The following is a 19,617-nucleotide window of genomic DNA, read 5'->3' on the forward strand; positions in this document are numbered from 1 at the left end:
ACCCGACGAATGGACCCATCATGAAAGCGCTGATCTACCATGGCCCCGGCAGCATGTCCTGGTCGGAGGCACCCCGTCCTGAGGTCCTCAACCCAGGCGACGCCATAGTCCAAGTTGACACCACCACCATTTGCGGCACCGACCTTCACATCCTCAAGGGCGATGTCCCCGCCGTGCAGCCGGGGCGAATCCTTGGCCACGAAGGAGTGGGCACGGTGGTGGAAACTGGTCCGGGAGTGCACGATTTTGTGGTGGACGACCGGGTGCTGATTTCCTGCATCAAGTCCTGCGGCCACTGCCCGAACTGCCGTTCGGGCCTCTATTCCCACTGCCTGGGCGATGAGGGCCAGGCAGGCATCGGCTGGGTCTTCGGTCACCTCATCGACGGTACGCAGGCAGAGTATGTCCGGGTTCCCTATGCAGACAACTCCCTGTACAAAGTCCCGGAGGGCGTCAGCAACGTCGAAGCAGTCATGCTCTCCGACATTCTCCCCACCGGCTTTGAGATCGGCGTCCTCGCCGGCAAGGTGAGCCCGGGGGACGTCGTTGCCGTCATCGGGTCCGGCCCCGTGGGGTTGGCCGCCATCACCACGGCCGGATTGTGCGGTGCCGGAACCATCGTCGCGATTGACCGCGACGCCAACAGGCTTCGTCAGGCAATGGAGTTTGGGGCTACGGATGCCGTCGACTCCGGCAGCACCGGGTGGCAGGAAAAGGTAACCGCCATGACTGATGGTGCAGGGGTGGACGTGGCCATTGAGGCCGTAGGCCTGCCTGAAACCTTTTCCATGGCCCTTGCCCTGGTCCGCCCGGGCGGCCACGTTGCCAATGTCGGCGTCCACGGCACCGGCGTCGCGCTTCCCCTCCAGGAACTGTGGATCAGGAACATCAACATCAGCATGGGCCTGGTCAATACCAACACCACCCCGATGCTGCTCAAGCTCGTGGCCCGGCACAAAATCCCGGCGGCCAAGTTCGCCACCCACACCTTCACCTTCGACCAGGTGCTTGACGCCTACGACACCTTTGCCCGAGCCGCGGAAACGAAGGCATTGAAGGTCATCATCGAACGCGTTCCCGTCCAGTCCTGAAAGGCGCCACCATGGAACAAGTCACCGTCATCGGCAGCGGGCACATGGACCGGGCCATAGCGGTCCGCATGCTTGCGGGCAGGCATTCAGTGCAAATACTGGGGCGCAACGGTCAAAAGACCCGGGAGCTCGTCGAATTTCTGGGTGCCGGAGCGCAAGGCGGCGGCGAAGGCGCAGCCATCGAAGGAGGAATCGTGTTCCTTGCCGTACCCTTCGAGGAGGGCAAAAACACGGTGCTTGTCTACGGCGAGGCATTGGCCGGAAAGGTCATCGTTGACATCAGCAATCCCGTTGACCTGTCCACCTTCGACCGCCTGTTGGTCCCGGCCGGGACTTCCGCGGTCGAGGAAATCGCAAGGCACGCCAGTCCGGACGCCCACATTGTCAAGGCCTTCAATACCTGTCTGGCCAAGCCGTTGGAGGCAGGATCCGTAGCCGGACTCCCCCTGGACGTCTTCATCTCCGGAGACTCCGAACGGGCCAAGGTCAAGGTCAGTGCCGTCGCGGCGGCCTCGGGACTGCGTCCCATCGACGTCGGGCCGCTGCGCAGGGCACGTGAACTCGAGGCCATCATGCTCCTTGTCATGGGCCTGCAGGTCAGCCCTGACCAGGACAACTTCAACTGGGACACGTCCCTGAAAATCCTCCCATAGGACAGCCATGAACCCCGCAACGCACCGTTCACAGCGCATTGTCGTTGGCATTGACGGCTCTGACTACTCCACTGGCACCTTGCAAACCGCAGCAGACTTGTCCGCAGCCCTAAACCTGCCACTGGTGGTCATCAGTTGCTGGAGCCGCTCGGACATCTACTTCGCGGCCCAAATTCCCGTTGGCGGCTTTCCGGAGGCCGACCTGCTCGAACGTGAAGCCACCCGGTTGGTAGACGACGCCGTAGAGCGTGCCTTTGGTCCGGAACGTCCTTCCGGGATGTCCATTGGCATCAGGTACGGCCATCCAGGCCAGATCCTCGTGGAAGAAAGCGCCAACGCCCGTTTTCTGATACTGGGCCGGCGTGGCCGCGGCGGGTTCCTCGGACTGCGGCTGGGATCAGTGTCCGCGGCCTGCGTCGCCCACGCCCACTGTCCCGTGGTCGTCGTCAACGGGCCGGAGTAAACAGCCATCGACAGCCAACGGCGGGGCAGATCACGCGCGGCATCAGGGGGCTTCATCCACCGCCACCCCACGTTCGCAGCCACTCTCCTTGTGGGCGGCGTTGTCCTGATGTTATGGGTTCTGGGCCACCAGGGCGGTGCCCAAGTCCTGGGCAGCGTTTTCGCCGGGGCCGCCGCCGTTCAGCGCGGGGCGGTCATGATCCGTGACATGGTCCACGGCCGCTGGGGAGTTGACATCCTGGCTCTCACCGCCATTGTCAGTACTGTCGCAGTCGGCGAATACATTGCGGCCCTGATCGTGGTGCTGATGCTCTACGGAGGCTCGGCACTGGAAGACTATGCCACGGCGCGGGCCAAGGGCGAGCTCAGTGCGCTGCTGGACCGTGTCCCACAAACAGCGCACCGGGAGCAACCCGGAGGGAAGCTGGAAGATGTCGCTGCAACCCAGATCGTGCCGGGGGATGTCCTGGTGCTCCGCCCGGCCGAGGTGGTGCCGGTCGACGGAAGGCTGCTCTCCGCCGCCGGGTCCTTCGACGAGTCCGCCATTACGGGCGAAAGCCTGCCGGTGGAGTTGGTCCGGGGCGGGAGCGTTCTCAGCGGTTCCGGCAATGGCGCGGCCGCCGTGCGGCTTGCTGCCACCGCGGCCGCAGAACACTCACAATACAGCCGAATTGTGGCCCTGGTCCGGGTTGCAGCCGCCAGCGGGGCACCTGTGGTCCGCCTCGCGGACCGCTATGCGGTCCCCTTCACAGTCCTGGGACTGGTCCTTGGCGGCGTGGCCTGGTTGATCAGCGGCCAGGCGCTGCGATTCGCGGAAGTGCTCGTCGTGGCCACCCCCTGCCCGCTGCTGATCGCCGCCCCGTGGCATTTCTCGGCGGCGTGAGCAGGGTAGCCAGAAACGGGATCATTGTCAAAGATGGCGGAACCCTTGAACAGCTCACCCAGATCCGGACCGCGGTCTTCGACAAGACGGGAACACTGACGCACGGACGTCCGGCACTGGAGGAAATCAGGCCGGCCCGTGGGCTGGCACCTGCGCTCACTTTCGGAAAGCTGCTGGCCTTCGCCGCCTCGGCGGAACTACATTCCTCGCACGTCCTCGCCTCCTCGGTGGTCGGCGCGGCGTTGGCCCGGGGCCTGGACCTCTCACGGCCCTCTGAAGCAGTGGAACATGCAACCGAGGGCATCTGCGCAATGGTGGACGGGCACCACGTTGCCGTGGGAAAGCGTTCCTTCCTCCAAGTGGACTGCGGGCCCATTGCCGGGGAAGACCTTGCCGGCGGCCAGTTCGCCGTTTATGTCGGGATTGACCACACCTATGCCGGCGCCCTCATCATGAGGGATCCCCTGCGCGAAAACGCCAAGGCAACGCTCTCCTCCTTGGCGGGCTTGGGCGTGCAACGCACGATGGTGGTGACCGGCGATGCACCGTCGACAGCGGGGCATGTCGCCGACCTGGCAGGGATTGCGGAGGTGCGAGCCGGCTGCCGGCCCGAGGAAAAAGTCGCCGTAGTCCGGATGCTGTCGCCACGCCCGGTCATGATGGTCGGGGACGGCATCAACTACGCACCCGTGCTGGCCGCTGCCGACGTTGGCATGGCCATGGGTGCAAAGGGATTCACGGCGGCCAGCGAGTCTGCCGACGTCGTCATCATGGTCGATGACCTGGCCAAGACGGCCACGGCCGTACGGATCGGCCAGGAAACCATCGGCATTGCCGTCCAAAGCATCTGGATCGGAATCGTGCTGAGCGTAGGCTTGATGGCCGCGGCCGCCGCCGGACTCATACCTGCCGTGCCCGGTGCGCTGAGCCAGGAACTCGTCGATCTCGCCACCATTCTCAATGCGCTGCGGTCACTGAAACCGAGGGAAATGGCCACCGCGGCAGGTCCGGCCGCCACGCCATCGGCAGCGCCACTGCCAGCCCGCCCCACGGTGCAGGTACACGAGGACCGGACGGGTGCGGACGGGACGATTTCAGACTAGGCATTTCCTGACGTGCCTGGGCCCGTGGTCACGAGCAGGGGGCAGCCAATGCGGGCCAGGACAACCGAGCCGATGGCGCCGGGCCGCATGTGCCTGACGCTCTCGCCGCCCCGGCTGCCCACAACCAGCAATCCCGATCCCCCGGCGGCCGAGGCCAAGGCTTGGGCAGGGGTGTGCCGTGTGTCAAGCACGCGGTGAACCTCCAGCCGTGGACGGCGGGCCGCGATGGCAGCCACGGCGGCTGCGAGGACCTCTTCTCCGGCCTCCAATGCGCCAGGCATTACCTGCCCGTCCCGGGGCTTGCCCGGCGTCCCCGGTCCGGTGTGGGTCAAGGCGTGTACAACGGTCAGTGTCTGCCCGTCCATCTCTGCCTCTCCCGAGGCCACCTGGAGTGCCAGGTCCGCTTCCGGGGAGCCGTCAACCCCCACGACCACGCCGGTTCGGGCTGTTTCGAGGACGGGAATGATCGCCACGGTACAGGCACTGCGGGTCACTAGTTGCGGGCCGACGGCGCCAAAGCCCTCGCCATGTGCGTCGGCGGGCTTGTCGCTGCCCACCACCACCATGCCGGCCTCATGGGAAAGTCCCCCCAGGACCGCGACGGGTTCACCGTGTTTGATGGTCGTATGGATCGTCAATCCCGGAAACAGTGCCGCCAACCGGGCCCGTTCCTCATCAAGGGTGTGGGCAGCCGCTTCGAAACCGGCCCTGGACCGGCATGCCAAGCCCGGGTCCGTGGCGTCAGGTACGGTGAAGACAAGGCGCATGTCGCTGCCGTACCGGTGCGCTCGCCGGGCAGCCCAGTCCGCTGCGGCCTTGGACGCGGGTGACCCGTCGCTGCCGACGACGATGGTGTTGGACATGTGCACTCCTGTGCTGTGTGGGGCCGGATTTGTGCTCCTTGGTGGGAATCTACCGTGGATTCTGCAGGCTGACCGTTTCCAGGTGTTCCGGGACGCGGGCGGGCCAGCCCAAGTCGTGCTTGATGCGGAGCCTGAGGGCATCGGCCGAGTCGGGTTCCCCGTGGGTGATGTAGGTCATCCGCGGTGCCTTGGGTGCGGATCGCATCCAGTGCACCAGCGCATCCGAATCGGCGTGGGCCGAGAAGCCGTCCATCGCAGCGACCTCCGCCCTGATCGGGACGTCATCGCCGTAGATTCTCAAGGTCGTCCCGCCCCGGGCCAGGGCCGCGCCACGTGTTCCCGCAGCCTGGTAGCCGGCCAGGACAATTGCGTTCCTGGGGTCACTGCCGTAGGCACTGATGTGGTGGAGGATCCTACCGCCGGTCAGCATTCCACTGGCGGAGATTATGATCATCGGTCCGCCGCGAAGGTTAAGAAGCTTGGATTCATCTGCTGTCCGGGTCATGGTGGCGAGCTGGTACATGGCCGAAAAGTCCCGCTGGTTCAGATGGTGCTCGTCACGGGGGGTGGAACAGGATACGCCTGAAAGGGGTAGTACCGGGTTCGATTCCATGTGTCCGTAACGGGAGGGTTTGGGCAGCCGGGGTGGTCGATCGTTATATAAAAGTTATGTTTTAGTTGCGTTTCCTAACAATCTTTCTGGCGTTTCTGTCTTTACAGTGATGTTTGGCATCGCGGACGGGGGGTCCGAGCGTGTTGCCGTAGAACGTTGTATGGGGATTTCTCATGGCTGGTCTCGTTTTTGGGCGCAAGCATGGCCGCTCATTGTTTGGTGTTGTCGCCTCAGTGGTTGCGGTTGGTCTGTTTGGTGCAGTGTTCCCTGCCGGGGCATCGGCTGCGGAACCTGTGGTGAAGCCTGCCGTAGCGAAGGCCTCCACGGTGGGCGCGGTGAAGGCCTCGGATTTCGGGGCACAGGCTGCGTCCTCACCGGACATGGCGGTGTCCGGCTTTGGTGACTCGGCCGGTTACCACATCGGGCTCTCCCGGGAAGCGTCCGGCTTTGCTTGGACGACCATCGCGACGATCAAGCCGCAGGACGTTGACGCCGCTTCCTGGGTTGGTTCGCAATGCGTTTCCGGTGACGGGAAGTATGTGGCCGTGGCCGTGTTGCCGTCGTCGGCGGTGAACTCGCCAATAGCGTTGGATCGGGGCGCTTTTGCGTATTCGGTGCAGGTTTCCACCGGAAAGGTCACCCCGCTGATCAGCGGCGTGGGCCTTGACTACTATTCCCCGGGCTGCGGTGTGGGCGACGGTGCGGTCTTTACCCTGAGCCTGGGCGAGAACGAGCAAAGCACCGAGCTGGTCAGCACCGATCTGGCGGCGGGGAAGGTCACGGGAACCGTTGAGGTCGCCGGGCAGGTTACTTCGGCCGTGCCTTCCGGGAACGGCCTCGTGGCCGTTTCCGGTTCAACCCTGGTCAGTCTCCCGTCGTCCGCGCCGGCGGGCACGGTGACGCGACCGATGACTGTGACGGCGGTGGGCGGGCAACCGTTCAGCCTGCGCCCCTCTGCCGGCGGCGGCGTTGACCTGCTGTCGGTACAGCCCGGTGGCCGGAGCACGGCGTTGCTTCATGAGTCATTGGGGAAGATCATGCGTCGGGGCGCGGGCCCGATGGACAAGGTGGCCCTGTTCGCCGGCCGTGCCGGGCATAACATTGCCACGGGCGTGCCGGCCTCGGCAGGATCGACCTCCGTGCGGGTCGTGGATGCCTCCGGCCTCCCCGCCCCTCCCTCAGCCGCCTCTGCTGACGGTGATGCCGTGTTCAGTGCCGCCGTCACTGCGGCCCCGGTGGGCAAAGGCACGGCGGTGAGTGCCGCCCAGCAGGCTGCCGCCTCAAACCCCGTCGCCGTGGCGGTGGCGACAGTGACGGGGAAGGTCCTTTCCCGGGCCCTGCCCTTGAACAAGGTCAGGGCCGCGACGGCCATCGCCCATACCGTTCCGGCTGGCGTGACAGCGCAGTCCCAACGAGCTCCCATCCTGCCAGCCGTGAAGAGACCGGCAGCGACCAAGGCACCCAAGCCTGCCGCCGCGGCCAAGCCGTCCGCTCCGGCAAAGGCTTCGCCGTCGCCGAGCCCGGCTGTAAAGCCTGTGCCGAAGGCTGCCCCGTCGTCGCCGGGCCCGTCCGCCAGTGCGGCCCCTTCGCCGGCTCCGGCAGCGAAGGTTGCAGCGCCGTCCATTCAGAAGGAAGCATTGCTGACACCCGTGGTGGCGCGGATGGCGGGGACTGTGGTCGCCCAGACGGTTACGGACACCACCGGCACGGCGACGTGTGCGGTGCCGCGGCTGGATGCCAATGCGCAGGTGATGCAGCCGTCGAACGCGCAGGTTGATTGGGCCACGCAGATGGACGAACAGGGTCTGCTGACCGGTACCTCGTACACTCGTCCGGCGAACTTTGCGAACATGGGCCTGGGCGCCTATGCGCCGGGCACTGATTTCCCGCCGGTCCCCTTGTCCCACCCTGGTACGAGCACCCAGACGACGGTGCCCCGGTCGGTGATGCTGGGGGTGCTGGCGCAGGAAAGCAACTTCGACCAGGCTTCCTGGCATGCGCTGCCAGGGATCGCCGGGGACCCTCTTATTGGCGATTACTACGGTGCGGCCGGTTCCATTGACAGCATCGACTATCCCAACGCCGACTGCGGCTACGGGTTGGCCCAGGTCACCACGGGCATGCGGGCCGGGGACACGACGTATTCCGCGGCCGGGCAGACGAAGATCGCGGTCGACTATCAGGAAAACATTGCCGCGGGCCTGCAGATCCTTGAGCAGGACTGGAACCAGCTCTATGCCTCCGGGATCACGGCCAACAACGCTGACCCGAAGGACCTGGAAAACTGGTACTTCGCGCTGTGGGCTTATAACTCCGGGGTGCAGCCCACTGCGGCGTTCGGCAACACCACTGGGTGCACGCCCGGCCCGTCGTGTGCTGGGCCCGACGGCACTTGGGGCTTGGGCTGGTCCAACAACCCCAGGAACCCGAACTACCCGCCCAACCGTGCACCCTATTTGGAAACCACTTATGCGGATGCGGCCACACCGTATGACTGGCCCTACCAGGAACGGGTCCTGGGGTGGATGGCCAGCCCGATCCAACGCTATGGGTACTACGGCTACGACCAGCCGACGTACAACTCATCCTCCAATTGGGTTCAGATCCCGCCGGTGACGGCCATGTGCACCAGCGCCAATGACTGTAACCCGACGGATTCGGCGGGCAACTATTGCTCGCTGTCTGATCTGGAATGTTGGTGGCATTCACCTGTCACCTGGATCAGCAATTGTTCAACGACGTGTGCGACCTCCAGTTATGAATTCGGGGCCGGGTCCACCGAGCCGGTGTACACGGACCCGCACCCGCCGACCTGCACCTTGGATCCGTCCGTGGTCCCCTCCGGGCCGGGCGGGGCGCCGATCATCGTTGATGACCAGTCCAGCCCGCCGGCCAACCTGGTCGGGTGCGGCGGGGAGAACTGGTCCAGTGATGGGACGTTCACCTACACGCCCGGGACGAACGCGGCCGGGCAGGCCACGGGTGAGATCGACACCCATCAACTCGGTGCCGGTTTCGGCGGGCGGATCCTGTTCAACCACACCCAGCCGGCGTCGGCGACGGACCAGATCGACACCGGCACCTGGACGCCGAACCTGCCCAAGCTGGAAAACTACACGATCAAGGTCCACTTCCCGGCCACCGGAGCCGCCGCAACCGACGTCGTCTACACGGTCAACCCCGGCGGTGGGGCGGCGCCATGGAAGTTTAGGGTGAACCAGGACTGGGGCTCCGAGCAATGGGCGACCCTGGCGACGATTGCCATGGCCCCGGGCGGAAACGTCACCCTGACCAACACCAGCAACATGACACCTGGCGGCTATGACGTAGCCTACGACGCGATTGCCTTCATTCCCATGGGCGGGAGCCCGGGCGTCCCGATCGGCGGCCCGGTCGGCGTCCAGGACGAACCCAAGGGATCCAATCCGGCCTGGGTGAACTGCGGCTGCGTCCAGCGCACCGCCGGCGACCCGGTGAACACGGCCACCGGATACTTCGGCGACTCATTCACCGACCTCTCTACCCCCGGGCTGGGTGCTCCGCTGGCAGTGGCCCGCTCCTACGCCTCCGCCCAGGCTGATGCGGCCGGCCCCAACGGGGCCAACGCCGTCAACGGACCCTTTGGCTGGGGGTGGAGCGATAACTATGGTCTCTCCGCGCATACTGACGCCTCAGGCAATGTGACCATCAGCCAGGAAGACGGCTCCCAAGTCCCCTTCACCCTCTCCGGGACCACCTACACTGCCTCGGCACCACGCTTTGACGCGACGCTGACGAAGAACGGCTCCACGTACACGTATGTGCGCCGCGGCACCCAGTTCTTCACCTTCGACGTCACCACGGGCCGGTTGACCGCAGAAACCGACCTCGCCGGCACCACGTCCTCGACCCCGTACTGGACCACCCTGGCCTACGACGCCAGCGGGCACCTTTCCACCGTCACGGACCCGGCCGGGAGGACTTACACGTTCACCTGGACCGGCACCCACATCACGGCCGTGAAGGACCAGACCGGGCGGGAGGTCGATTACGCCTATGACGCGAACAACAACCTGACCGACGTGTACGGGGTGGGCAGCATCCGGACCTCCGGCAGCCCGGACAACAGCGACCACACCCAGTACACGTATACGGCCGCGCACCTGCTGGCCTCGATGCGCAGCCCGGACAACTACGGCAAAACCGGCACCCCGGCCCCGGTGACCTCCATGGTGTACGACAGCAGTGACCGGGTCACTTCCCAGTCCACGGCCACCGGGCAAACCACCACGTTTACCTACGGGCCCAACGCCGCCGCGGGCCTGGCCGCGGGCCAGACCCTGACCACGGACCCGGCCGGGCACAAAACCATCGACAGTTACGATGCCAACTCCCTGCTGACCTCCGAGACCAAGGGCGCCGGCACAGCACAGGCCGGGACGTGGACCTACACCTACGACCCGGTAACCCTGGGCATCTCCACCACGACGGACCCGGACGGGAACACGTCCACGAACTCCTATGACCAGTATGGTGACAAGATTTCCTCCTCCGATGCGGAAGGGAACACGACCAGCGCCCTGTACGACACGGCCGGACACCTGCTTCAAAGCATTTCCCCCACCGGACTGGAAACCACCACCACCTACACCGCTGCCGGCATGCCAGCCACGACCCAGCAGTTCCAAACCAGCCAGGGCGCCGACGGCAACCAGTCCGGCACCACGGCACCGGCCACGGTCGTCCACCAGAGCTCCTACACATACTCGGATCCGGCACACCCCTCGGAAGCCACGACCGTGAAGGACCCCAACGGCAACACCACCACCTACACCTATGACGCGTTCGGTGAGAAAACTTCCACCACCACACCCGCCGGGGAAAAAACCCTGATGGGCTACGACACCGGGCGCGGGCAACTCACCTGCACGGTCGCGCCCTCCGGCACGGCCAAGGGCGTCACGCCCCCCTGCACTTCCGCCACCGCCACCACGGGGCCGCTGACTCCGACGTCCGTTCAGGTCGGCACCAGCGGCTGGACCGCATACCCGCAGCTCATCGCCGCGGGGTCCCTGGCCGCTGGTGGAACCCCGGATCTGGTCACTGTGGACAGTTCCTCCGGCAGCTACCTGTGGATGTACTCAAGCACCGGGAAACTAAGCCCGGAGACCGCGTTCAACCCCAGGGTGAACATCGGCAACGGCTGGAGCATCTACAACATGGTCCTCGGCACAGGGGACCTGAACGGCGACGGACACCCGGACCTGGTGGCCCGTGACGCCAATGGCGCGCTGTGGTTCTACGCAGGCACCGGAATCGCCGGGTCCGGTGCCTACAAGACCCGGGTGCAGATCGGATCAGGCTGGAACGGGTTCACCCACGTCATCGCGGCAGGGGACATGAACGGCGACAAGGAACCGGACCTGCTGGCCATCGACTCCACCGGCGCGCTCTGGCTCTACCCGATGCATACGGGCACGACACCCACCTTCGGCACCCGAGTGCAAGTTGGGTCCGGCTGGGGTGGTTTCAGCCAGGTCATCGCCGCCGGTGACATCAACGGGGACGGGCACCCGGATTTGATCGGTGTCAAATCCGACGGATCAACCCTGTTCTATGCCGGGACCGGTGGCACCTCACCCATGGTCAAGGCCGGGGTAGCCATCCCCGGCCTGAGCTACACCGCTACCGACAAGCTCCTCGGGTTCGGGGACTTCGACGGCGACAAAATCCCCGACATCCTCGACGTGCGCAGCAACGGGTCCCTGTGGCTGACGGAAGGATCCTCCATCCGCAACACCCTCACCCCGCCCGCGGCAGGGGCGATCACCTACACGAGGGACATCTACGGCAACACGATCGCCACCACGGACCCGCTCGGGCACACCACCCGGGCCACCTTCGACGCCGACGGAAACCAGACCAGCAGCACCGACGCGAACAACCGCACCAGCACGACCAGCTACAACGCCGCCGACCAGCCCGTCAGCTCCAAAGCACCCGACGGCACCACCACAACGACGGACTACACCCCGGACGGACACGTCGCGGACACCATCGACGGGGCAGGGCACAAAACCAGCTACAGCTACGACGGGCAGGGCCGCCAAGTCACCACCACAGACCCGAACAACCGCACCACCACCATCACCTACGACCCGGCAGGACTGGAAACCAGCCTGAAAACCGCCAAGGGCGTCACCACGACCTATGCGTACACCCCCGACGGGCAGGAAACCTCCGCAACGTACTCCGACTCCACCCCGGCGGTCAGCAACATCAGTTACGACCCTGACGGACACGAACTGGCCATGACGGATGCCACCGGCACCAGCACCCTGGCCTATGACAGTTTCGGTGAGCTCCTCTCCCACACCAACGGGGCCGGTGACACCGTCTCCTACAGCTACGACGCCAACGGCAACCAGACCTCCATCACCTACCCCGGACAAACCACCCCCGTGGCACGAACCTTCACCACCGACAACCAACTGGCGACCGTCACTGATTTCTCCGGCAACAAAACCACCCTCGCCTACACCCCCGACGGGCAGCTGGGCACCATCAGCTACCCCAACGGGACCACGGCCACCAACTCCTTCAGCACCGCAGACACCCTCACCACCCAGACCCTGGGCAACGGGGCCAGCACCCTGGCGTCCCTGGCCTACGCCCGGGACAACGCCAACCAGGTCACCGCGCAAACCCCTACCGGCCTGCCAGGCGGGGTGCAGGCCTACTCGTACACTGCCAATGAACAACTCGCAACGTCAGTCAGCACCGGGACGACCAGCAACTACGGCTACGACGGCGCCGCGGACGCCACCACTTTGCGCAGCGGCACCCTGGCCTATGACCCGGCCAACCAGCCCTGCTGGTCCACGACCACCACAGTGAGCAGTCCCTCCTGTACGTCAGTGCCGTCGGGGGCGACTGCCTACAGCTACGACGCTGACGGAAACCGGACCAAAACCACCCCCGCCACCGGGACCGCCTCGGCTTATACGTACAACGGCGCCGACGAACTCGCCGCCGCAACCACCAGCACCGGATCCGCCACATATACGTACGACGGAACCGGCCTTCGAACCTCCGAAACCGTCGGGGCAACGACCACCCCGTTCACCTGGGATGACAGCCCGACCCCGAACCTGCTCAGTGACGGCACCCACCAATTCATCTACGGACCCGGCGGAAAACTCCTGGAACAACTCACCGGCAGCACCGTGAACTTCCTCCTCACCGACGCCCTGGGCAGCATCCGCACCATCACCAACGCCGCCGGCGCCATGGTCGCCTCCTTCACCTACGACGCCTTCGGCATCCTCACCGCACACACCGGAACCACCACCACACCCCTGGGATTCACCGGCGCCTACCAAGACCTCATCACCGGCTTCGACTACCTCAGAAACCGCTACTACGACCCCACCACCGCCACATTCACCAGCACCGACCCCGCCTACCAAAAAACAGGCCAACGCTACGCCTACACCAACAACAACCCCCTCAACTTCACAGACGCCACGGGGCTTTCATGGTGGAACGATCCGCAGTTTTGGGAGACCGCTGGAATCATAGCCGTTAGCGTGGCTATAGATGTGGCCAGCGCGGGCCTGGCAACTCCGGAACTCGCTGCCGCAGACTCGGTGATTATTGGAAGTGAAGTCGCTACGGCAACCGAATATGCGGAAAGTGCTGCTCAAGCTGGCCGGCTGTCTCAACAGCTTGCCATTGACGAAGGAATGTCGGCCGGTGGAAGGACTATTGCGAGAGGACAGGGAATTCGTGATATTGACCGACTCACTAGTCAATACGGGGGTGAAGCTGATGATTGGTCCAAAATGGGGGCAACAACTTCGCATGAATTTCCAGGCCTAAAGGGCAATTACCAGGCACACTGGTATGAAAACACGCGGACTGGTTGCCAATTAGAAGGTAAACTTAAACCTCCGGGCGAGTAATATGGTTGTTGTTCGCCAATAGGATCTTCCCTAATATGGTTAGGATTTTCAATATGCGGCCAAATGCATATTTCTCTAAATGGCTACTCGCGGTGGCGCATTATAATTATTTCAATGAATCGCTGGAGGAGATTCAAGAGGCATCATTGGAATGGCTGCCATTTTCTTCGTCATCAGTTATTTTGGACCTTGCGGATGCTGAATCGAATGACTTGAATAAAGAGGAGGTTCTGAACGACATAAACGAACTCTTTGAGGAACTTGATTTACCCGCACCGACTTCGCTAGACCTTGCCTGGGTTATCCTATTTCACTGTCTGAGGCCAATGCAGGACAACAACGAAGTGATTGTTTCGATAAAAAGGGTGGCCTATATTAGACTATTTTTGGGTCCCCCGGGTGACGTCTTAGATTACATAGTTAACCTCAGCGATGATCTTGGTGATTCTGATAATTTCCATGAAATTGCAAGTGAAGGAAGATCTTATTTTGAGAAGATTTCTCAATCTCTCTGGGGTAGCTTTGAAGCCTACTTCGAACGTGAATCTAACTGCTCTTATCTTAAGAATATTATACTTGAGTGGGGCCCATTTTGGCATTCATCAAATACTTAGTGACAGCCCGTATTTATCCGTATCTAATAGAAGCGGGTTACTCAAGAAAGCGATAGAATTGCATATCGACCGGCCTACCATGAACATTCGAACGGGCTTGGTGTCCCGGGATGTTTATCGTCCAATACTGGCCCAGTGCTCCTATCAGGGTGTCTGCAAAGTCGCTTAGGTGATAGTAAGGCCGGCTAGGTTGAGGGCGCGGCGTGGGTAGTTGTGTGCGCCGCGGGTGGCTTTGGCGATGTTGGTTTCGCCTTCCACCCGCAGGACCGTGATCGCAATATTGCGTAGGGCGGCCATCACGCGTGGCGCGTTTCCTCTCCTTAATTGGCTGCTGTCTTCGCGCCACGTCACGGGGTCTGAGGAGGATCGGTACGGAAATTCACGTTTAGGGTGTGTCGATGCTGATTCTGGCTTTGAACGGTGGAACTGGCCGTTGGGATCCGTGGGATCGCGGTCGGCGCCGCCGATGCTTAGTTTGGCTTCGTGTTGGGTGGGCTCCGTGAGAAGTTGACTGCACAATTATCAGGAGCGTATTGGTTCGGCTGCCCTGCGTTGTCCGCGTTCAACGGCGCGGTAGATGGTGGATCGGCTGATGGAGAATAGGTCGGCCATCTCGGTCATGGTGTATTCCCCCGCATCGTGCAGTTCCAGGAGGTGAGCTTCTTGTTTCACGGTGAGTTTTGGCTGTTTTCCCCGGAGTCGGCCGTTGGCCTTTGCTACCTTCATTCCTTCGCGTGTGCGCATGCTGATGAGGTCGGCTTCGAACTCGGCGATCATCGCCAGAACGTTGAATAGTAGTTTGCCCATGGGGTCGGTGGGGTCATGGATGGAGCCACCGATGTTGAGTTTGATTTCGCGGCTGGCGAGGTCGCCGGCTATTTCGTGGGCATCCCGGACGGAACGGGCCAGGCGGTCGAGCTTGGTAACGACGAACGTGTCTCCGGCCCGGCACGCGGCGAGGGCTTCGCGAAGTCCGGCGCGATTCTTGTTTCTGCCGGTAAACCCATGATCAACATAGACCCGTTCCGGCTCAACACCGAGGGCTGCCAGGGCATCACGCTGGGCGGTGAGGTCTTGCTCTTCCGTTGATACGCGCGCATAGCCGACCATGATCTTAGACATGTCGATCAGTGTGTCACATAGGGCCCCATCACCGGACAGATCACCGTAGACCCTATACGGACACTTCATGGGCCACCATTTGCAAAGCAGCAGGTCAGCGGCCGGTGTGTCCGGTGGAGGGCGGGCTTACGGGCCGCTGGTGCGGGGAAGATCGATCGCAGGCCGCCGATAAAGTGATCAATTCTCAAGCAACGGCACCGACGCCCTAGGCACCATCCGCGCCATCACCAACGCCGCCGGCGCCATGGTCGCCTCCTTCACCTACGACGCCTTCGGCATCCTCACCGCACACACCGGAACTGCCACCACACCCCTGGGATTCACCGGCGCCTACCAAGACCTCATCACCGGCTTCGACTACCTCAGAAACCGCTACTACGACCCCACCACCGCCGCCTTCACCAGCACCGACCCCGCCTACCAAACCACCGGTCAACGCTACACCTATGCCAACAACAACCCCCTCAACCGAATCGATCCACTCGGACTCTGGGGATGGGCTGACGCACTCGACTTAATCTCGGGGGCGGCGGCCCTAACATCAGTCGTTGCCTCTGCTGGTGCGTTGGTATGCGCAGTCGCATTGCAAATTGAGTGCGCTGCTCCATTGGAGGCGCTTGCACTTGCTGCCTCCGGCGTTACGCTGCTCGCTGATCTTGGGTCCGAGTCGATTAAAGGAAAATGGGATTCAACAACGATCGGTCTCGACATTGTTGGTGTGGCAACTGGAGGCCTCGGGTCTGCATTCGGAATCGCAGGGCACGCTGGAGTGATTGCAGACGATTCCGCCAAAGCATTGAACGGTGGTCTTGATTTCATTGGTTTTGGTCTCGGCGCAGGCGCAGGCGCGCGCACTCTGACGCATAATTCAGACAACCCGGTGCAGAACGGTGCGTCGGGCTGTGATCGCTAAAACGAGTAAGGATACGATGTCGCAATGACCTTGAGCCGTGACGAGAAATACAGTAAAAAAACACTCCGCTACTACTTTGAGTTCAATAAAGCCGTACTGTACGGATTTGGATTCCTCCTACTAGCGGCTGTCACGGCTCTTGTAACCAAGCCCGCGATTTTGAGCATACCTATGGGGATCATTGCCGTCTTCCTAGCTGGCTGGGTTGCCATGTGTGTCGTCGTGTTCGTCAGACTAGGGAAAGTGATGGGTAGCGCTAAGGACGACAGAATGAAGAGAAAGTCTGGCCTGCCACTGAACGATCCCGAAGATTGATCCCAAAAAAGAGTATATGGGGACGGGGGTGGAGTCGGATATGCCCGGAAGTGGCAGCTATTAGTTGTCGGTGGGGAGTGCGTTGATCGCGGATTGGCTGTCGGCTGCTGTGGGGAGGGTGTAGCGGCGGGTGGTTTCCAGTCGGGCGTGGCCCATGAGTTCGGCGGCTAGGACGATATCGTTGCCGGCGCGGACGAGGTTGGTTCCAAAGGTATGGCGTGGTCGGTGGCTGGTGAATTCCTCGATGCCCGCATCTGTGGCAAGGGTGTTGAGGATGTCATCGGCGCCTTTGACTGATAGGCGTTCGCCCCTTCGGTTGAGGAATAGTGCGGGGTTTGTTTCGGCGTTGGTCCAGGCGGTTCGTTCTATGTGGATCCAGAGGTGGAGATTTTCGCGCAGGATGGGGTGGGCAGGGATTTCCCGGTAGCGCCGGCCCTTGCCGGAGCGGATGATGATCTGGCCCTTGCGGGCCGAGAGCGGTACGTCCTGGCAGTCAAGGGCGACCATCTCGCTGATGCGCAGGCCAGCGTAGAAGGCGAGGTACCCCAGTGCTCGGTCGCGGGGGTTGAGGCACCGTTCGCAGGCGCGTAGCCACCGGGTCTGCTCGCGCGCGTCCAGGGCGCGGGAAACGGTGCGGGGCAGATCAAGTCGGGCAGCGAGGGGTACGCCAAGGCTTGTGGAACGAGTGTAGAAATCGGCGATGGCAGCCAGATGCGCGTTGATCGTGGTGGGTTTGCGTTTGAGGACGGTCTGCAGGTGGGTGCGGTAGTCCCGCACCGCACCGTCGCGGGCCCCGGCCCCGGTCAACGGGTCGCCACTTCCGGTGTCAGTGGCGGCGATCCAGGAGAGGTAGCCGCGCAGCCGTGAGGCATAGGCGCGGCGGGTGTCAGCATCGAGCGGGGCGGTATCCAGGGCGGCGGCGTAGCTCTCCCAGATCGCGGCGAAGTGTCCTGGCAGCGGGACAGGGGTGCGCCCGTGTCGTGGCTTCGCTAGGAACAGCGTGATATCTGAAGGCAATCCGGTGGGTTGCGGTAAGCCATTGTGCGGAATATCTGAAGCCATGCCCGAATTCTACTTCAGATATTCACTGTTATCTGAAGTGTGGAATGATCAACGTCAGGAGGGAAATGATGGCGGTTTTTATGGTGTCCGGGTTTGGCTGACCAACTGGTAGAGGTGGGTGCGCGGTGACAGCAATCACACGCACTGCCTATCCGCGTCTGTCCTCGGGAATGGTGGGGCGTGAGCTGCTCGAAGAGTTCACGCCCACTGACGATGAGCTAGCTTGGGCCGGATCCCGGACCAACGAGGATCGGCACCGCCTGGCCCTTGTGCTTCTGCTCAAGGCCTATCAGCGGATCGGTTACTTTCCGAAGCTTGACGAGATCCCAGACGCTGCCATCGATCACGTCCGGGGCCTGTTAGCCCGGAGATTTCATGAAGGTGGCGCTTTGGGGTGTGTTTAAGCGGCGAAAGGTGCTTCTGAGCTGGGAAAATAGTGTTGTTGACGCACTTTAGTACCGGCTGAAAGAAGCACCTTTCTGATGTCCGAGAATACCGGAATTTTCCCCTCTCTGCCTGTTGCCACGACGGGTCAGGCTTTGATCTCCCATGCAGGGTTGAACGTGGTGACGTCCTTCATTGATGCCTTGGGGTTCCGGGACGTGTGTGAGGACCGTTTGAGCCAGTTCGTTCCCGCTGGTGCCCGACACCGTTCCGGCGGGATTGTGGGTTCCGTGGCGGTCATGCTCGCCGGCGGCGGTGAACACGTCAGCGATCTGGATATGCTGCGCGGCAGTGCCGGGGTGTTCGGGGCGGTTGCCTCGAACGCGACGATGTCACGGTTCTTCCAGCAAGCTGCAGCGGTCCCTGAGGTCTTTGAGTATGGCTTCGCCACCATGGCGCGTGAGTTGCGTTCGCGCGTGTGGGAAGCCGCTGGCGACCGCAACCCCGCCCTGGCAGCGACGGCCCTGGACCCGCTCATCCTGGACCTTGATGCCACACTGGTTACCTCGCACAGTGACAAGGAACAAGCCGTTGGCACGTACAAGGGCGGCTACGGGTTCGCTCCCTTTGTTGCCAGTGTTGACTACGGTGCCGGCCAGGGCGGTGGCGAGGTCCTGGCGACCTTATTGCGTCCTGGCAATGCCGGGGCGAACTCCGCTGAGGATCACATCAAGATCTTCACTGCTGCTATTGCCCAACTCCCCGATGCCTTCTACGACCAAGATGGCAAACTCATTGGGGAAAAGGTGCTGGTGCGCACCGATAGTGCCGGAGCTTCCCGGAAATTCCTTCACTACCTGGCCAACCTGGGCGTGCAGTTCAGTGTCTCCTACCCGGTGCCGGTGGCCAAGGCACGCATGGTGGCATGGATCAACGAGAAGAAATACTGGCAACCCGCCCTTGACCAGGCCGGCGAAGAACGCACGAACGCGTGGGTCGTGAACGCCACGGACGTTCTGGGGCTCACGGACTACCCGGAGGGCACGAACCTGTACCTGCGTGCCGAGCCTCTTCATCCTGGCGCGCAAGCAACTCTCTTGGATCAGGACGGGCATCGGGTGACCGCGTTTCTCACGAACTCCCCGCGCTGGCACGGCCCCACCCTCGATGTCAGGCATCGGGCCAGGGGTAGGTGTGAGAATCGGATCAAGACGCTGAAGAACATGGGGTTGGGCAAGCTGCCGTTCTTTTGAATATTCGGAGGTTTTAGAGCCAGCAATATTCCGATTCGGAGCCACCTGCTATTGCGGTTAAGAGCCACCCGATATTCTCGTTCAGAGCCACCACCCAGTTTGAAGTCCGGGCGGTGGCTCTGAACGGAGAATCTCACCGTGCCGGCGACCAGGTCCTAACGTTCGGTGCCTGAGTGCGTTGAGTACGCCTCACGCATGTTGAACCCGCCGGTTTCTACCCAGCGTGTGGGCGGCTGCGCCGCGCCAGTGGGTGTCGAAAATTCGTGCGTTTCCGTGGTGCCGCGGGTCCTTGCCTGGTGGCGTGGTTGGGGCTGATGATGGTGGTGTCTGTGATCGTCGACGC

Annotated in this window: 14 protein-coding genes and 2 pseudogenes; 11 read left to right on the forward strand and 5 right to left on the reverse strand. The window is 62.8% G+C overall.

Annotated elements, in window-relative coordinates; translation table 11 throughout:
* Nucleotides 1–20 precede the first annotated feature (20 nt).
* From MMF96_RS16015 to MMF96_RS16035, 5 genes are all read left to right on the forward strand, one after another.
* Nucleotides 21–1,091, forward strand: coding sequence for a zinc-dependent alcohol dehydrogenase family protein (locus tag MMF96_RS16015; RefSeq protein WP_256884129.1), 1,071 nt, complete (start codon nucleotides 21–23; stop codon nucleotides 1,089–1,091).
* 11 nt (nucleotides 1,092–1,102) lie between these two features.
* Nucleotides 1,103–1,744: an NADPH-dependent F420 reductase gene (locus MMF96_RS16020; RefSeq protein WP_256884130.1), complete on the forward strand. Its 642-nt coding sequence runs from the start codon at nucleotides 1,103–1,105 to the stop codon at nucleotides 1,742–1,744.
* A 7-nt stretch (nucleotides 1,745–1,751) separates the two neighbouring features.
* Nucleotides 1,752–2,207, forward strand: coding sequence for a universal stress protein (locus MMF96_RS16025; RefSeq protein WP_256884131.1), 456 nt, complete (start codon nucleotides 1,752–1,754; stop codon nucleotides 2,205–2,207).
* Between the two features lie 90 nt (nucleotides 2,208–2,297).
* Nucleotides 2,298–3,089 (forward strand): hypothetical protein, encoded by a 792-nt coding sequence (locus tag MMF96_RS16030; RefSeq protein ID WP_256884132.1) that lies wholly within the window; start codon nucleotides 2,298–2,300, stop codon nucleotides 3,087–3,089.
* Nucleotides 3,086–4,192 (forward strand): HAD-IC family P-type ATPase, encoded by a 1,107-nt coding sequence (locus tag MMF96_RS16035; RefSeq protein WP_256884133.1) that lies wholly within the window; start codon nucleotides 3,086–3,088, stop codon nucleotides 4,190–4,192. Before MMF96_RS16030 ends, MMF96_RS16035 begins: the two co-directional genes overlap by 4 nt.
* Here the strand turns inward: MMF96_RS16035 and MMF96_RS16040 are convergent.
* Both MMF96_RS16040 and MMF96_RS16045 read right to left on the reverse strand, forming a co-directional pair.
* Nucleotides 4,189–5,055 (reverse strand): universal stress protein, encoded by an 867-nt coding sequence (locus MMF96_RS16040; RefSeq protein WP_256884134.1) that lies wholly within the window; start codon nucleotides 5,053–5,055, stop codon nucleotides 4,189–4,191. The two genes, MMF96_RS16035 and MMF96_RS16040, sit on opposite strands and share 4 nt — an antisense overlap.
* Before the next feature lie 49 nt (nucleotides 5,056–5,104).
* Nucleotides 5,105–5,614: pseudogene (locus MMF96_RS16045) on the reverse strand (MBL fold metallo-hydrolase RNA specificity domain-containing protein); the annotation flags it as partial.
* Nucleotides 5,615–5,964: 350 nt separating this feature from the next.
* On the opposite strand from MMF96_RS16045, the gene MMF96_RS19810 reads away from it, so the two are divergent.
* Together MMF96_RS19810 and MMF96_RS16055 are read left to right on the forward strand one after the other, a co-directional pair.
* Entirely contained in the window at nucleotides 5,965–13,611 is a 7,647-nt protein-coding gene (locus MMF96_RS19810; protein ID WP_256884135.1) for an FG-GAP-like repeat-containing protein, read from the forward strand.
* A gap of 35 nt (nucleotides 13,612–13,646) precedes the next feature.
* Complete coding sequence (locus MMF96_RS16055) at nucleotides 13,647–14,225, forward strand: hypothetical protein (RefSeq protein ID WP_256884136.1); 579 nt, start codon at nucleotides 13,647–13,649, stop codon at nucleotides 14,223–14,225.
* Nucleotides 14,226–14,747: 522 nt separating this feature from the next.
* Here the strand turns inward: MMF96_RS16055 and MMF96_RS16060 are convergent.
* Nucleotides 14,748–15,347, reverse strand: a complete 600-nt coding sequence (locus MMF96_RS16060) for a recombinase family protein (RefSeq protein ID WP_256884137.1) — start codon at nucleotides 15,345–15,347, stop codon at nucleotides 14,748–14,750.
* 244 nt (nucleotides 15,348–15,591) lie between these two features.
* Between MMF96_RS16060 and MMF96_RS16065 the strand changes: the two genes are divergently transcribed.
* Both MMF96_RS16065 and MMF96_RS16070 read left to right on the forward strand, forming a co-directional pair.
* Entirely contained in the window at nucleotides 15,592–16,260 is a 669-nt protein-coding gene (locus MMF96_RS16065; protein WP_256884138.1) for an RHS repeat-associated core domain-containing protein, read from the forward strand.
* A gap of 24 nt (nucleotides 16,261–16,284) precedes the next feature.
* Complete coding sequence (locus tag MMF96_RS16070) at nucleotides 16,285–16,575, forward strand: hypothetical protein (RefSeq protein WP_256884139.1); 291 nt, start codon at nucleotides 16,285–16,287, stop codon at nucleotides 16,573–16,575.
* Between the two features lie 60 nt (nucleotides 16,576–16,635).
* Here MMF96_RS16070 and MMF96_RS16075 read toward each other — a convergent pair whose 3' ends face one another.
* A complete protein-coding gene (locus MMF96_RS16075) occupies nucleotides 16,636–17,637 on the reverse strand; it encodes a tyrosine-type recombinase/integrase (RefSeq protein ID WP_256884140.1) in 1,002 nt (333 codons plus the stop codon).
* A 125-nt stretch (nucleotides 17,638–17,762) separates the two neighbouring features.
* Here MMF96_RS16075 and MMF96_RS19955 point away from each other — a divergent pair, with 125 nt between their 5' ends.
* Together MMF96_RS19955 and MMF96_RS16080 are read left to right on the forward strand one after the other, a co-directional pair.
* Complete coding sequence (locus tag MMF96_RS19955) at nucleotides 17,763–18,041, forward strand: DUF4158 domain-containing protein (protein ID WP_375141454.1); 279 nt, start codon at nucleotides 17,763–17,765, stop codon at nucleotides 18,039–18,041.
* Between the two features lie 78 nt (nucleotides 18,042–18,119).
* Nucleotides 18,120–19,271, forward strand: a pseudogene (locus tag MMF96_RS16080) (IS1380 family transposase); the annotation flags it as partial.
* A 158-nt stretch (nucleotides 19,272–19,429) separates the two neighbouring features.
* On the opposite strand, the gene MMF96_RS16085 reads toward MMF96_RS16080, so the two are convergent.
* Nucleotides 19,430–19,617, reverse strand: a 188-nt coding sequence (locus tag MMF96_RS16085; RefSeq protein WP_256884141.1) for a hypothetical protein, incomplete at its 5' end; no start/stop codon positions are given.

The organism is Arthrobacter sp. STN4 (genome assembly GCF_024539665.1).
GTDB lineage: Bacteria > Actinomycetota > Actinomycetes > Actinomycetales > Micrococcaceae > Specibacter.